This window comes from Marinobacter sp. es.048, assembly GCF_900188435.1.
Classification (GTDB): Bacteria; Pseudomonadota; Gammaproteobacteria; order Pseudomonadales; family Oleiphilaceae; genus Marinobacter.
In genome coordinates, this window is the sequence record NZ_FYFA01000002.1 from 1,343,282 (window position 1) to 1,356,250 (window position 12,969).

General features: G+C 58.7%; 14 protein-coding genes. 3 read left to right on the plus strand and 11 right to left on the minus strand.

The window, feature by feature from the left end; genetic code table 11:
* Positions 1 to 28 precede the first annotated feature (28 nt).
* Positions 29 to 625 carry a DUF2057 family protein gene (locus CFT65_RS17245; RefSeq protein ID WP_228705906.1) on the minus strand — a complete coding sequence of 199 codons (597 nt, stop codon included), beginning with the start codon at positions 623 to 625 and terminating at the stop codon, positions 29 to 31.
* A 368-nt stretch (positions 626 to 993) separates the two neighbouring features.
* Between CFT65_RS17245 and CFT65_RS19355 the strand changes: the two genes are divergently transcribed.
* Positions 994 to 1,197 (plus strand): DUF6316 family protein, encoded by a 204-nt coding sequence (locus tag CFT65_RS19355; RefSeq protein ID WP_008170755.1) that lies wholly within the window; start codon positions 994 to 996, stop codon positions 1,195 to 1,197.
* An 18-nt stretch (positions 1,198 to 1,215) separates the two neighbouring features.
* On the opposite strand, the gene CFT65_RS17255 is transcribed toward CFT65_RS19355, so the two are convergent.
* The 8 genes from CFT65_RS17255 to glyA all read right to left on the minus strand — a co-directional run bounded on the left by CFT65_RS17255 (position 1,216) and on the right by glyA (position 7,841).
* Positions 1,216 to 1,743, minus strand: coding sequence for a phosphatidylglycerophosphatase A (locus tag CFT65_RS17255; protein WP_088829271.1), 528 nt, complete (start codon positions 1,741 to 1,743; stop codon positions 1,216 to 1,218).
* On the minus strand, positions 1,740 to 2,696 hold the full coding sequence (gene thiL, locus CFT65_RS17260; RefSeq protein WP_088829273.1) for a thiamine-phosphate kinase: 957 nt from the start codon (positions 2,694 to 2,696) through the stop codon (positions 1,740 to 1,742). Before thiL ends, CFT65_RS17255 begins: the two co-directional genes overlap by 4 nt.
* Positions 2,697 to 2,699: 3 nt before the next feature.
* A complete protein-coding gene (nusB, locus tag CFT65_RS17265; protein WP_088829275.1) occupies positions 2,700 to 3,176 on the minus strand; it encodes a transcription antitermination factor NusB in 477 nt (158 codons plus the stop codon).
* Positions 3,176 to 3,652 carry a 6,7-dimethyl-8-ribityllumazine synthase gene (gene ribE / locus CFT65_RS17270; protein ID WP_008170762.1) on the minus strand — a complete coding sequence of 159 codons (477 nt, stop codon included), beginning with the start codon at positions 3,650 to 3,652 and terminating at the stop codon, positions 3,176 to 3,178. Before ribE ends, nusB begins: the two co-directional genes overlap by 1 nt.
* A gap of 47 nt (positions 3,653 to 3,699) precedes the next feature.
* Positions 3,700 to 4,815 carry a bifunctional 3,4-dihydroxy-2-butanone-4-phosphate synthase/GTP cyclohydrolase II gene (gene ribBA, locus CFT65_RS17275; RefSeq protein ID WP_088829276.1) on the minus strand — a complete coding sequence of 372 codons (1,116 nt, stop codon included), beginning with the start codon at positions 4,813 to 4,815 and terminating at the stop codon, positions 3,700 to 3,702.
* Positions 4,816 to 4,879: 64 nt separating this feature from the next.
* Positions 4,880 to 5,995 carry a bifunctional diaminohydroxyphosphoribosylaminopyrimidine deaminase/5-amino-6-(5-phosphoribosylamino)uracil reductase RibD gene (gene ribD, locus CFT65_RS17280; RefSeq protein WP_088829278.1) on the minus strand — a complete coding sequence of 372 codons (1,116 nt, stop codon included), beginning with the start codon at positions 5,993 to 5,995 and terminating at the stop codon, positions 4,880 to 4,882.
* The gene (gene nrdR, locus CFT65_RS17285; RefSeq protein WP_088829280.1) at positions 5,992 to 6,510 is read right to left on the minus strand and encodes a transcriptional regulator NrdR; all 519 of its coding nucleotides are present in this window, start codon (positions 6,508 to 6,510) and stop codon (positions 5,992 to 5,994) included. The genes ribD and nrdR overlap by 4 nt, the downstream gene beginning before the upstream one ends.
* 77 nt (positions 6,511 to 6,587) lie before the next feature.
* Positions 6,588 to 7,841, minus strand: coding sequence for a serine hydroxymethyltransferase (glyA, locus tag CFT65_RS17290; protein WP_088829281.1), 1,254 nt, complete (start codon positions 7,839 to 7,841; stop codon positions 6,588 to 6,590).
* 398 nt (positions 7,842 to 8,239) lie between these two features.
* Here glyA and ettA point away from each other — a divergent pair, with 398 nt between their 5' ends.
* Both ettA and radA read left to right on the plus strand, forming a co-directional pair.
* A complete protein-coding gene (gene ettA, locus CFT65_RS17295; protein ID WP_088829283.1) occupies positions 8,240 to 9,901 on the plus strand; it encodes an energy-dependent translational throttle protein EttA in 1,662 nt (553 codons plus the stop codon).
* Positions 9,901 to 11,277 carry a DNA repair protein RadA gene (gene radA, locus CFT65_RS17300; protein ID WP_088829284.1) on the plus strand — a complete coding sequence of 459 codons (1,377 nt, stop codon included), beginning with the start codon at positions 9,901 to 9,903 and terminating at the stop codon, positions 11,275 to 11,277. Before ettA ends, radA begins: the two co-directional genes overlap by 1 nt.
* Before the next feature lie 64 nt (positions 11,278 to 11,341).
* Here radA and CFT65_RS17305 read toward each other — a convergent pair whose 3' ends face one another.
* A complete protein-coding gene (locus tag CFT65_RS17305; protein ID WP_088829286.1) occupies positions 11,342 to 11,710 on the minus strand; it encodes a PilZ domain-containing protein in 369 nt (122 codons plus the stop codon).
* A gap of 142 nt (positions 11,711 to 11,852) precedes the next feature.
* Entirely contained in the window at positions 11,853 to 12,917 is a 1,065-nt protein-coding gene (hemE, locus tag CFT65_RS17310) for a uroporphyrinogen decarboxylase (protein WP_088829287.1), read from the minus strand.
* Positions 12,918 to 12,969 lie beyond the last annotated feature (52 nt).

Below are 12,969 nucleotides of genomic sequence, written 5' to 3' on the forward strand. Positions count from 1 at the left end.
CCCCGGAAACGCTCAAGCACGTCTCAGGTTATTCGAACGCCCAACGAAGAAACGCCTTCTTCTCCTCGTCACTCGCTGTTTCCCAGATGGTTTTGAGCTGTTCAAGCGCATTATCACCGCTAACCGATGTGCTGTCGGACGTAGACGCCGGAATCGGCGTGCGAGAAGCGGCCATTTGCTCTTCCCCATCCCAAACGGTTGAACTTGCCACGGCCATTCCGGCAGAAGAGACGATAGCAGCGGAGAACTCCGGCATTTCCTGCTCGGCTTCCTGACGAGACTCCGGCTGATCAAAATCGAAAAGATAGGTTTCACCGGCTTCTGCTTCGAAACGAACAACTTGGGGCTCGCTCTCAATCACGTGAACTTTCGATTCCCCGTTTCTGACCACACCGCTTTTCGCCCAGATCGTCTTGTAGACAAAAACAACCTCGTTTTCGCCGGGAAGCAGGGCGTAGTCGAGCGCCAGGTCGTCCATCAGGAAGTTGGTCATAACGCGGCCATTCACCCGGGTCACCCGGATTTCGCCTGGCGTCTCAAGCGTGGCGGCATTGGACGCTGCCGCCGGATTGCCTTCCCATGTTTCGACAACACTGACACTGGAAGCACACCCCACCAGAGACATGACAACCACTGCAACCAACCCGGCGCGAACGCCTGCGGCGCGTCGGCACAACCTGCGCTCTGCTGACTGGAAAAAACGGATCACATTAGAAAGGTTCATTGGGTCTCCTTGGCATGAGGATGAAAATTGCGTCAGGCGAGTGCCAGTTGTGTAGCATTCTGACCAGTGCGTCTTGCAAGGGCAAGACAACAGTCCGCTTTGCCAGCCAATTCCGGGTTTTTCACCCCTGATCCCGATTGAGACCTAACCCGTAAAATTGTAAAAAAATGTTGAATTCGCCCTGAATTGGTTTAATTTTAAACAAATCGGCAGATATTAACGCGGCGCCCGACAAGCAAAAACGAAAAGAGGGCATTACAGGAGACGCCATGGACACCCATCGCAGGACCGGAGAAGAAGGGCCGGTTCCCTTTCGCAGTAGTCGATTTTTCTGCGTAGGGAGCAAATGGTACTTCACGACTCGGGAAGGGTTTGACAGTGGCCCGTTCGCTTCTCGGGAGCGCGCGGAGACAGGCCTGAAGCGATTTCTGCATGTCGTCCGGATGTTGCCGGAAGAACAGCAGTTACACTGACAGGGCCGTGGTGGCTTCCTAGACCATGACGGGGACCAGCCACATGTCCACTGCCCACAGGCAGATCAGGGCCATCAAGCCGGCGATCACGTCGTCTACCATAATCCCCAGCCCGCCTGGCAGGTGCTGGTCCAGCCAACTAATGGGCCAGGGTTTGGCAATGTCAAATAACCGGAACAGGGCAAAAGCCCCCAGAACTCCGTATATGTTGTCTGGGAACAGGCCAAGAGCAATCCACATGCCGACAAATTCGTCCCAGACAATGCCGCCATGGTCATGGACCTTGAGGTCCTCGGCTGTCTTTCCACACAGCCAGATGCCCGCTATAAAAGCAAACAGGACAACCAGCCAGTAGCCAGCAGGCGGTAACCAGGCGAACCCATACCAAAGCGGGATGGCGGCCAGGCTTCCCCAGGTACCAGGCGCCCGCGCGGTTGCTCCGCTGCCAAACCCAAAAGCGAGCAGGTGCACGGGGTTCCTCAGAAAGCCTGGCGGCAGTATCACTGCCGGCGAATCGGGCTCGGGAGGCTGGCCTTCCTGACTCATCGCTCACTCCTGAAATGATCATACCCCGCTGGCGCGGCTTCCAGACCGCAATCGACATCGTCGAGATACAGGCCTGACCCAGCGTCAACAACGCCAATCACGGTGAATTGACTCTTCAGTGGCTCCGGTGCGCGCTCCCAGCTGTTCGGGGGAAAACAGACGCAGAGTTCGTAATCATCCCCGGAACGCAATGCGTAGTCTACGGCCTTATCGCCCTTGAGCCTCGAAAGAGCGGACGAAAGAGGCAGTCGGGCACGTTCAACACGGGCACCGACACGTGAAGCCGCAAGAATGTGGCCCAGATCGGCCAACAAACCATCAGAGATATCAATCGCCGCGCTGGCATATTGGCGCACAGCCACTGCCAGATCCAGCCTGGGCCAGGGCCGGTGGTAATGCTCCATTACGGCAAGCATGTCAGCACAGGGCTCAGGTTCAGCGAGATAGTCGAGGGCGGCGCCGGCGTTGCCGAGAGTGCCCGACACGGCGATCAGGTCGCCGGGATGTGCGCCGGAGCGACGGACAGCGCTCCCCTGCTCGACAGTACCATGCACCTGCAGACTCAGCGTGAGCGGTCCGGAGGTGGTATCTCCGCCCGCCAATTCGAACCCAAAAGCGCCGCTGGCGCTTCTCAGCCCTGTTGAGAAGCCCTCAAGCCACTGCTCATCCACAGAGGGCAGCGTCAGCGCAAGCGTGAAACATTCCGGGTCCGCACCCATGGCCGCAAGATCACTGGCAGCTGCCGCGAGAACCCGCCAACCCAGGTAATCTGAACGATAGTTTCGCGGGAAATGGACACCCTCCACGAAGGCATCCACGGAAAAGACAAGATCCCGGCCAGGGGGAATTCGCTGAATCGCGCAATCATCCCCGGGCCCCAGGATCAGGGACCCGGATTCCTGCCGCCCGGCAGGCGACAGAAAGTAACGTCGAATCAGCTCAAACTCACCCATCGGTTACCGGGGGCGGGTCTCGGCAAGCCGGAGTCGGCCGCTCAGCTTGTCGAGAAGACTGTTAACGAATTTGTGGCCCTCTGTGCCACCAAAACGCTTCGCCATCTCAATGCCTTCGTTGATGACCACTTTGTAGGGCACATCAAGCCGATGCTTGAGCTCATAGGCCCCCAAACGAACGATGGCCAGCTCCACTGGATCTACCTCGTTAATAGGCCGATCGAGAAAAGGCTCGATCAACTTGTCCAGCTCGCCCTGCTCGCGATGAACACCACGAAGGAGATCCCGGAAATACAGCAGGTCGACCTTGGTCATGTCATTGTCGACCATGAACTCGGCTTCAATGTCAGAAATCGCCGTCTTGCTGAAATGGCGCTGATAGAGCCCCTGCATGGCGAGAGCCCTGGCACGGCGTCGATCACCGGCTTTTGGCTTGCCGGACGGAGCCGGCTGCGGTGATGTACCTTCAGTTTCGCTCATTACTCACCCAGCTTCTTGAACAGGCTGACCATTTCAAGGGCAGTTATCGCCGCTTCCGCACCCTTGTTACCAGCCTTGGTTCCGGAACGCTCGATGGCCTGTTCAATGGAATCCACCGTCAGCACACCAAAGGTCACCGGCACATCGGTATCAAGACTGACCGCGCCAAGGCCGCTGGAGGCCTCGCCGGCAACATACTCGAAATGGGGTGTGCCGCCACGGATGACCGCACCCAGGGCGATAATCGCATCGTACTCACCGGTTTCGGCGACGCGCTTGACGGCCAGGGGCATTTCATAGGCCCCCGGTACGCGAACGATGGTGACGTCGTCATCGGAAATTCCGTGACGGCGCAGGGTATCCAGCGCGCCCTCAACCAGGCTTTCCACAACAAAGCCGTTAAAACGGCCTACGACCAGCGCGTAACGTCCGCTGCACTCGGTAAAATCACCTTCAATTACTCTGATATCTGCCATCGATGGCTCCTTCACGTGTCGCGGCATCGCGGCCACGACCGGGTTGTTCATTCAGGGGTATAGGGAACGTATTCAACAACTTCCAGATCGAAACCGGAAATGGCCGAGAATTTGATCGGCGGGCTCAGCAGGCGCATCTTGCCAACACCGATATCCCGGAGAATCTGGGAGCCGGTACCTACTGTGAAGTAAACGCCGGAGCTGCCTTTGCCAGAAGAGCCTTTCCCCTCATCAAAGAATTCCTGGATACGGTCTTCCAGATTGTAGCTGTCCTCGGCACTGTTCAGCAGGACGACCGCGCCCCGGCCTTCCTCTGCCACCTTTTCAAGGGCGTGATGCAGGGGCCAGCTGCGAGAATCCTTGCGGCGCGCACCGAGGAGGTCCCGAAGGGTGTCCGTGATGTGGACCCGGACATAGACCGGTTCATCGGGAGAAATGTCTCCCATCAACATCGCCAGATGGGTGGCTCCCTGGATGTTGTCGCGGTATGTCCGAAGCTTGAACACGCCGTACTCGGTGTCGAGGTCGTTTTCTTCCACACACTCAACGGTTCGCTCGTTCATGGTGCGGTAGTGGATCAGATCGGCAATGGTGCCAATCTTCAGGTCGTGCTCTTCGGCGAATCGCTCCAGATCTTCCCGGCGGGCCATCGAGCCGTCGTCATTCATGATCTCGCAGATCACGCCTGCCGGCTCGCAACCTGCCAGTGCGGCGAGGTCACAGGATGCTTCCGTGTGCCCCGCGCGGCTCAAAACACCGCCGGGATCAGACATCAACGGGAAAATATGGCCGGGCTGAACCAGATCACTGGTTTTCGCGTTGCGTGCTACCGCTGCCTGCACGGTGCGGGCACGGTCTGCCGCCGAGATGCCAGTAGTCACGCCCACGGCAGCCTCAATGGAGAGGGTAAACTTGGTTCCGAAGCCGGAGGCGTTCTGCTGAACCATCAGCGGCAACCCCAGTTGCTCACAGCGATCCCGGGTCATGGGCATGCAGATCAGGCCACGACCAAACCGGGCCATGAAGTTGATGGCTTCGGCCGTGCAATGCTCAGCAGCCATCACGAGATCGCCCTCATTCTCACGATCCTCGTCATCCATCAGTATGACCATCTTGCCCTGACGGATATCTTCAATGATGTCTTCAATGCTGTTCAGTGCCATATGGTTTTGCACCCTTGCGGCGTTCCGGCAAATATCGGCTTGCGGAACATCCTGAGTTTATGGATTACCGGCGGGCAAGGATCAGACGCTGATCCTCACCTACCTGACGTCGGTCCAGCACTTTCCATTGTACTTTATCTGCCATGGTTTCCAGCGGCAGGTGTGCGGTCGGACGTCCCGTGCTGCCGAGAAAAACCGGCGCCTGATAGAGCCAGAGTTCATCGACCAGTTTTTCGTTGATGAAGGTGCCCGCCAGAGTGGGGCCCGCCTCAACCAGCAGCTCATTGATTCCGAGCTCGCCCAGCGAGTCCAGCAGTTCAGCCAGGTCGACCCCGTTATCTTTCCAGGCGACGCCAGTAAGGCTGATGCCCAGCGCCGCGAGATCCTGAGCTGGCGCTGTCGCGAGAGTCGATGACGCACAGAACACCTGCACGTTACCGCCCTGAAGGATTTTCGCCAAAGACGGTGTTCGCGCGTCCCTGTCGGCAATAACCCGCAGCGGCTGCCTCGCCGGCTCCGTCGCGTCGCCGATATCCCCCAGCTCTTCGCGTCGTACCGTCAGTGACGGGTCGTCGGCGAGCACCGTGCCGACACCGGTCAGGATGGCATCACTGATCGCTCTGAGGCGCTGAACATCCCGTCTGGCGTCTGCGCCGGTTATCCACTGGCTCTCACCGGAGGCCATGGCGGTACGGCCATCAAGGCTTGCGGCCATCTTGAGCCGCACCCAGGGCCGGCCAGTGTTCATCCGCTTCATGAACCCCGGATTCAGACGGGCGGCCTCTTCCGCCAGCAAGCCCTCGGTAACCCGCACACCCGCTTCCCTGAGCATATCCAGCCCACGGCCGGACACCGAGGGATTCGGATCCTTGGTCGCGGCATACACGTGAGCGACACCGGCATCGATCAGCGCTCTGGCACAGGGCGGCGTACGGCCAAAATGACTGCAAGGCTCCAGCGTCACGTAGGCTGTCGCGCCCCGGGCATCGGGACCGGCCTGACTCAGGGCACGGGTCTCGGCGTGGGCTTCTCCGGCTCGCTCGTGCCAGCCCTCACCCAGCACCAGATCGCCCCGGGCAATAACACAGCCAACACGGGGATTAGGATGGGTAGAGTACCGACCGCGCCAGGCAAGCTGGACAGCCCGCGCCATCATGGCCCTGTCGCGGTTCTCGATCATGCCTTTCCTTTCGGGGCGTGGTTATCCGCCAGCGCTTTAGCGACATCCACAGCCGCCTCACCGTTGCTGGCCGACAACCTCTCGATCTCTTCCTTGAACTCCTTGATATCCTGAAAGCTGCGATACACGGACGCGAAGCGGACATAGGCGACCTTGTCCAACTGGCGCAATTCGGTCATTACCTCCTCGCCCAGCTGCATGGATTTCACTTCCCGCTCACCGGTCGCCCGCAAACGGTATTTGATCCGGTTCAGGGCCGCATCAATCTGTTCAATACTCACAGGCCGTTTTTCGAGCGCTTTCATCAGCCCCGCGCGCAGCTTTTCCTCATCAAAAGGCTGCCGGGTGCCATCCTGCTTGACTACCCGCGGCATCACCAGTTCTGCAGACTCAAAGGTCGTGAACCGCTCCCGGCAGGACAGGCATTCCCTGCGACGACGCACCTGATCTCCTTCGGCCACCAGCCGGGAGTCAATCACCTTGGTATCTGCTTCACCACAGAAGGGACAATGCATAGTCAGGAACTCCGGAGAGGAAGCCGGGCCGACTGATCGGCCCGGCAGGTCATGCCTGTAGTCTAGCTATAAAACGATTAGCCGTAGACAGGGAAACGGGCGCAGAGTGCACTTACCTGCTCACGAACCCGGCTGTTGACTGCCTCATCGTCCAGGTTATCGAGAATGTCGCAGATCCAGCCGGCGAGGTCGCGACACTCGGACTCGCCGAAACCACGGGTGGTAATTGCCGGGGTGCCAATGCGAAGACCGGAAGTGACGAACGGAGACCGAGGATCATTGGGAACCGCGTTCTTGTTCACGGTGATGTGGGCACGACCCAGCGCCGCATCCGCATCTTTTCCGGTAATGTCCTGTTTGATCAGGCTGACCAGGAACAGGTGGTTCTTGGTGCCACCGGAAACCACATCATAGCCACGATCCACAAACACCTGGGCCATGGCGGAAGCATTCTTCACAACCTGCTGCTGGTAAGTCTTGAAATCGTCGCTCATGGCTTCCTTGAAGCACACGGCCTTGGCGGCAATCACGTGCATCAGCGGGCCACCCTGGCCGCCCGGGAATACCGCAGAGTTCAGCTTTTTCTGCAGGTCAGCATCATCGCAGGCCAGGATCAGACCGCCGCGGGGACCGCGCAGGGTCTTGTGGGTTGTGGTCGCAATCACGTGGGCATGCGGAACCGGATCCGGGTAAACGCCGGCGGCTACGAGACCAGCCACGTGGGCCATATCAACGAACAGATAGGCACCCACCTTGTCGGCAATCTCGCGGAAGCGGGCAAAGTCCAGCTCCTGGGAGTAAGCGGAGAAGCCGGCAATAATCATTTTTGGCTTATGCTCAAGAGCCAGCGATTCGATTTCATCGTAGTCGAGAAGGCCGGTGTCGGTGTTAATACCGTACTGCACGGCGTTGTAGATCTTGCCGGAGAAGTTGACACTGGCGCCGTGAGTGAGGTGCCCACCATGGGCGAGGCTCATGCCCAGAACGGTGTCACCGGGCTTGAGCAGAGCCATGAAGACAGCGGAGTTGGCCTGGGAGCCGGAATGCGGCTGGACGTTGGCATAGGCAGCACCAAACAGCTCTTTGGCACGCTCAATCGCCAGATCTTCGGCAATATCCACGAACTCGCAGCCGCCATAGTAGCGCTTGCCCGGATAGCCTTCCGCGTACTTGTTGGTCAGCACGCTGCCCTGGGCTTCCATCACCCGGGGGCTGGTGTAGTTCTCGGACGCGATCAGCTCGATATGAGCTTCCTGGCGCTTCTCTTCCGCCTGCATGGCGTTCCAGAGTTCGTCGTCAAAGCCGGCGATTTTCATTTCACGATTAAACATGGATGCGCTGCCCCTGTGTGCTTGGCTGGCCCGGAGAGCTTTGGCGATCTCCGCAGGCTCCCTGAAAAATTGGGCCGCTATTCTATCTTACAAACAGGTGAAAAATCACCCTTTATACCGTCCGCAGATACCGGCATGCGGCCAACTCCGGTTTCTGCTCAATTGCTATCACTGGTAGGTTTCGATACCTTACCCGATTACTGTTCTCAGGTACCGGCCCCCGTGGTGTCGGCCTCCGGGATGGGCGGTCCGGGATACGCTGTGAATACGTCCCTGTAAGCTCGACAAAATCATCCCTGATTTTGACGATCCCGGACCGCCCACCCCGGAGGCCTTGATCAGGCACCTGACGTGTATTCATTTCTCAAGCGACTGTTTGATAAAAGGATTCTGCCAAAATGGCCCAATACGTTTACACCATGAACCGCGTGGGCAAGGTGGTCCCGCCCAAGCGCGAGATTCTGAAGGACATTTCACTGAGCTTCTTCCCTGGCGCCAAAATCGGCGTTCTGGGTCTCAACGGCGCCGGTAAATCCACCCTGCTCCGCATTATGGCGGGCGTGGATCAGGATTACATCGGTGAAGCCCGCCCGCAGCCCGGCATCAACGTGGGTTATCTGCCCCAGGAGCCGGAGCTGGACGAAGAGAAAACCGTCAAGGAAATCGTCGATGAGGCGGTTTCCGGTGTGCATGACGCCCTGGCAGAACTGGACCAGGTGTACGCAGCCTACGCCGAACCGGATGCGGATTTTGATGCCCTGGCCAAGAAGCAGGGCGAACTCGAAGCCTACATCCAGGCCACCGACGGCCATGATATTGAACGCAAGATGGAAGTGGCCGCGGACGCGTTGCGCCTTCCACCCTGGGATCAGAAAGTGAGCGTTCTTTCCGGTGGTGAACGCCGCCGCGTGGCCCTGTGCCGTCTGCTGCTGGCCGGCCCGGACATGCTGCTACTTGATGAGCCTACCAACCACCTGGATGCCGAATCCGTAGCCTGGCTGGAGCGCTTCCTCCACGACTATGAAGGAACCGTGGTCGCCATCACCCACGACCGATACTTCCTCGATAACGTCGCGGGCTGGATCCTGGAACTGGACCGTGGCCAAGGCATTCCGTTTGAAGGCAACTACAGCCAATGGCTGGAAAACAAGGAAAAGCGCCTGGAGATGGAATCCAAGCAGGAAGCCTCTCATCAGAAAGCCATCAAGCAGGAACTGGAGTGGGTGCGCAGCAATGCCAAGGGCCGCCAATCCAAGAGCAAGGCCCGTCTGGCACGCTTTGAGGAGATGAGCTCCCAGGAATTCCAGAAGCGCAACGAAACCAACGAACTCTACATTCCACCCGGACCACGCCTGGGTAACAAGGTGATTGAGGTGGACGGCATCAGCAAGTCCTTCGGTGACCGCCTGCTGTATGAAGGCGTTTCTTTCAGCGTACCGCCGGGCGCCATTGTTGGCATTATCGGTGGTAACGGTGCCGGTAAATCCACCCTGTTCAAGATGATCGCAGGTTTCGACAAGCCGGATTCCGGCGACATTACCGTCGGGGAAACCGTGGAGCTGGCCTATGTGGACCAGATGCGCGATCTGGACGGCAGCAAAACCGTCTGGGAAGAACTCTCCGACGGTAACGACATCATCAAGGTGGGCAACTACGAGACGCCCTCCCGGGCCTACGTTGGCCGTTTCAACTTCAAGGGCAGCGACCAGCAGAAGCGGGTTGGAGACCTGTCCGGTGGTGAACGCAATCGCCTGCACCTGGCCAAACTTCTGAAACAGGGCGGCAACGTGCTGCTGCTGGATGAGCCGACCAACGATCTCGACGTGGAAACCCTCCGCGCCCTGGAGGAAGCCCTGCTGAACTTCCCGGGCTCTGCCCTGGTGATCTCACACGATCGCTGGTTCCTCGACCGTGTGGCCAGCCATATCCTGGCGTTCGAAGATGATGGCGAGGTGGTGTACTTCGAAGGTAACTTCACCGAGTACGACGAGGACTTCAAGAAGCGCAAGGGTGATTCGGCGATGCAGCCGCAGCGCATGAAGTACAAAAAGCTGGCCTGATGGCGAAAACCAGAACCGCCTACGTCTGCACCGAATGCGGTGCAGACTATTCCAAATGGCAGGGCCAGTGCACGGCCTGCCAGGCCTGGAACACTATCAGTGAAGTCCGCGGCGTCAGTAGCAACAGCAAAGGCGCCCGCGGTGCCCGCTTTGAGGGATTTGCCGGCAGCTTGTCCGAGGTCCAGAGCCTGGATGACGTCAGCCTGGCAGAGCAGCCACGCATCAGTTCCGGCATGCAGGAGTTCGATCGGGTCCTGGGCGGTGGCCTGGTCGAAGGCTCTGCCGTGCTTATGGGCGGCCACCCGGGCGCCGGCAAGAGCACACTTCTGCTCCAGGCCGTCTGCCATCTTGCTGCCAGCGTGCCTGCTTTGTATGTCACCGGTGAAGAATCCCTTCAACAGGTTGCCATGCGCGCCAAACGGCTGGGCCTGCCGACCAAAGACCTGAAGATGCTGTCCGAAACCAGTGTCGAGCGCGTCATGCAGGTGGCCGAGGCGGAAAAACCCCGGATTCTGGTGGTAGACAGTATTCAGGTGATGCACATGGCGGATATCGAGTCCGCCCCGGGCAGTGTCTCCCAGGTACGCGAAAGCGCAGCCTACCTGACCCGTTTCGCCAAGCAGACGGGCACCATCCTGTTCCTGGTCGGCCACGTCACCAAAGACGGCAGCCTGGCCGGACCGAAAGTCCTGGAACACATGATCGACTGTTCGATTCTGCTGGAAGGCTCCAGCGACAGCCGTTATCGAACCCTGCGCGGCATCAAGAACCGTTTTGGTGCGGTGAATGAGCTGGGCGTCTTCGCCATGCTGGAACAGGGACTCAAGGAAGTGAAAAACCCCAGCGCGATTTTCCTGAACCGCGGCGAAGACGCGGCCCCGGGAAGCGTGGTGATGGTCGTCTGGGAAGGCACTCGCCCGATGCTGGTGGAAATCCAGGCTCTGGTGGACATGGCGCAGGGCGGTTACCCGAGACGGGTAGCCGTTGGCCTTGATCAGAACCGCCTGGCCATGCTCCTTGCCGTATTGCACCGCCACGGCGGCATGCATGTGTCCGACCAGGACGTGTTCGTGAACGTGGTTGGTGGCGTAAAGGTAAACGAAACCAGCGCCGACCTTGCACTGCTGGCCGCCATTGTCTCCTCCTTCCGCGACCGCGCCCTACCCCAGGACCTGGTGATCTTCGGCGAAGTTGGCCTCTCAGGGGAAATCCGCCCGGTTCCCAGCGGCCAGGAGCGCATCTATGAAGCCGCCAAACACGGCTTCACCCGGGCCCTGGTGCCGAAATCCAATGCCCCGCGCAAGGCCATCGACGGCATGAAAGTGATTCCAGTGACTAAACTGAGTGACGCTCTTACTGCTCTGGAAGAGCTTTAAGCCTGCCATCTTCGAAGTCAACCTGCCCTACACGCAGTGGTGCCGGCGGCCGGCTAAAAAAGTTCTAATCAATGAGGTGGGCAAACTCTCGTTCGAGCAACGCCTGATCTCCCAGGTTCAGTTCCACTAGGCGTTTGAGGTGGGTTGCGCTGTCCAGGTCAATGTACTGGCATTTAAAACCGAGCCTGTGCGGCTCTATGTGCCTGAGCTCCACCGCCATCACAATACCCGCCTCATGATCATTCAGGTGAACAATCACTTCACAGGGCTGCTTTAGCGGCACATCCCACCCTTCCGGCCGCTTCACCAGCACGCCTTTCAAGGAAATATCCAGCACCTCGGTCTTCCAGACAGACTCCTGGCAGTGAAGCTCGCAGGGCGCGTCGAATTCGATCCGGTGGAACCGGCGTTTTTCGGGATTCTTGGTGGGCAAGCGGTTACTCCTGTTTACCAGTCATGTTTTAACTGACTATAGACCGGACAAAAGAATGCATCCAGAGGAGTTTTGGATTGTGCTGAGTTTGTCGGGTTACGGCACCCTATGCGCGCCTAACCCGACCTACCGTGGTGCAGAATTAGCGGTGATATTCCGGGCTGAGTTCAACCACGGCCTCAATGAACGCCTTGGCATGCTCCGGATCCACATCCGGCGTAATGCCGTGACCAAGATTGAAGATATGGCCAGGACCGGAACCAAAGCGCCGCAGGATATCTGCCACTTCCTGGCGAATCCGCTCAGGCGGCGCATACAGCATGGCCGGATCCATGTTGCCCTGGAGGGCCACCCGGTCGCCTATGCGGGCGCGGGCGTCGCCGATATCGGTGGTCCAGTCCAGCCCAACGGCATCCGCACCGGAATCGGCAATGGATTCCAGCCACTGGCCGCCGTTCTTGGTAAACAAAATCACCGGTATGCGGCGACCATCATTTTCGCGAATCAGGCCATCGACGATCTTCTTCATATAACGAAGCGAAAATTCTTCATACGCCCAGCTGCTTAAAACCCCACCCCAGGTATCGAAAATCTGTACGGCCTGGGCACCTGCCTTGATCTGGCCGTTGAGGTAATCAATAACCGCATCCGCCAGATGGTCCAGCAAGCGGTGCATAACTTCAGGCTGGCCATACATGAGCTTCTTGGCCTCCCGGAAATCCTTGGACGAGCCACCTTCAATCATGTACGTCGCAAGAGTCCACGGGCTTCCGGAGAAGCCGATCAGGGGAACGCTGCCGCTCAGGGCTCCGCGGATGGTAGAAACCGCGTTCATGACGTAGTCCAGATCCACTTCAGCGCTGATTTTCGGCAAAGCCGCAACATCGGCTTCGGAGCGGATCGTATTCCGGAATTTCGGTCCCTCACCCGTTTCGAAGTACAGGCCCAGGCCCAATGCATCCGGAATGGTCAGGATGTCTGAAAACAGGATGGCCGCATCCAGCGGGAAGCGCTCCAGGGGCTGCAGAGTCACTTCGCAGGCCAACGGTGAGTTCTTGCACAGGCTGAGAAAATCCCCGGCCTTCGCCCTTGTCGCACGGTATTCCGGCAGGTACCGCCCTGCCTGTCGCATCATCCAAACCGGTGTGCGGTCCACGGGCTGGCGCATCAGGGCGCGCAGGAAACGGTCATTCTTCAGCTCGGTCATAGGAAATCCAGCGTGTTCTGTACAAAGGGGAAAATTGAATGGGGAGCCATAA

Bases quoted from the DNA above. Each gene is read 5' to 3' on its own strand.
- nusB (WP_088829275.1), bottom strand. From the start codon at position 3,176: ATGAGCGAAACTGAAGGTACATCACCGCAGCCGGCTCCGTCCGGCAAG.
- CFT65_RS17255 (WP_088829271.1), bottom strand. From the start codon at position 1,743: ATGAGTCAGGAAGGCCAGCCTCCCGAGCCCGATTCGCCGGCAGTGATA.
- hemE (WP_088829287.1), bottom strand. From the start codon at position 12,917: ATGACCGAGCTGAAGAATGACCGTTTCCTGCGCGCCCTGATGCGCCAG.
- ribBA (WP_088829276.1), bottom strand. From the start codon at position 4,815: ATGGCACTGAACAGCATTGAAGACATCATTGAAGATATCCGTCAGGGC.
- CFT65_RS19355 (WP_008170755.1), top strand. From the start codon at position 994: ATGGACACCCATCGCAGGACCGGAGAAGAAGGGCCGGTTCCCTTTCGC.
- nrdR (WP_088829280.1), bottom strand. From the start codon at position 6,510: ATGCATTGTCCCTTCTGTGGTGAAGCAGATACCAAGGTGATTGACTCC.
- ribE (WP_008170762.1), bottom strand. From the start codon at position 3,652: ATGGCAGATATCAGAGTAATTGAAGGTGATTTTACCGAGTGCAGCGGA.
- radA (WP_088829284.1), top strand. From the start codon at position 9,901: ATGGCGAAAACCAGAACCGCCTACGTCTGCACCGAATGCGGTGCAGAC.
- ribD (WP_088829278.1), bottom strand. From the start codon at position 5,995: ATGATCGAGAACCGCGACAGGGCCATGATGGCGCGGGCTGTCCAGCTT.
- glyA (WP_088829281.1), bottom strand. From the start codon at position 7,841: ATGTTTAATCGTGAAATGAAAATCGCCGGCTTTGACGACGAACTCTGG.
- thiL (WP_088829273.1), bottom strand. From the start codon at position 2,696: ATGGGTGAGTTTGAGCTGATTCGACGTTACTTTCTGTCGCCTGCCGGG.
- CFT65_RS17245 (WP_228705906.1), bottom strand. From the start codon at position 625: ATGTCTCTGGTGGGGTGTGCTTCCAGTGTCAGTGTTGTCGAAACATGG.
- ettA (WP_088829283.1), top strand. From the start codon at position 8,240: ATGGCCCAATACGTTTACACCATGAACCGCGTGGGCAAGGTGGTCCCG.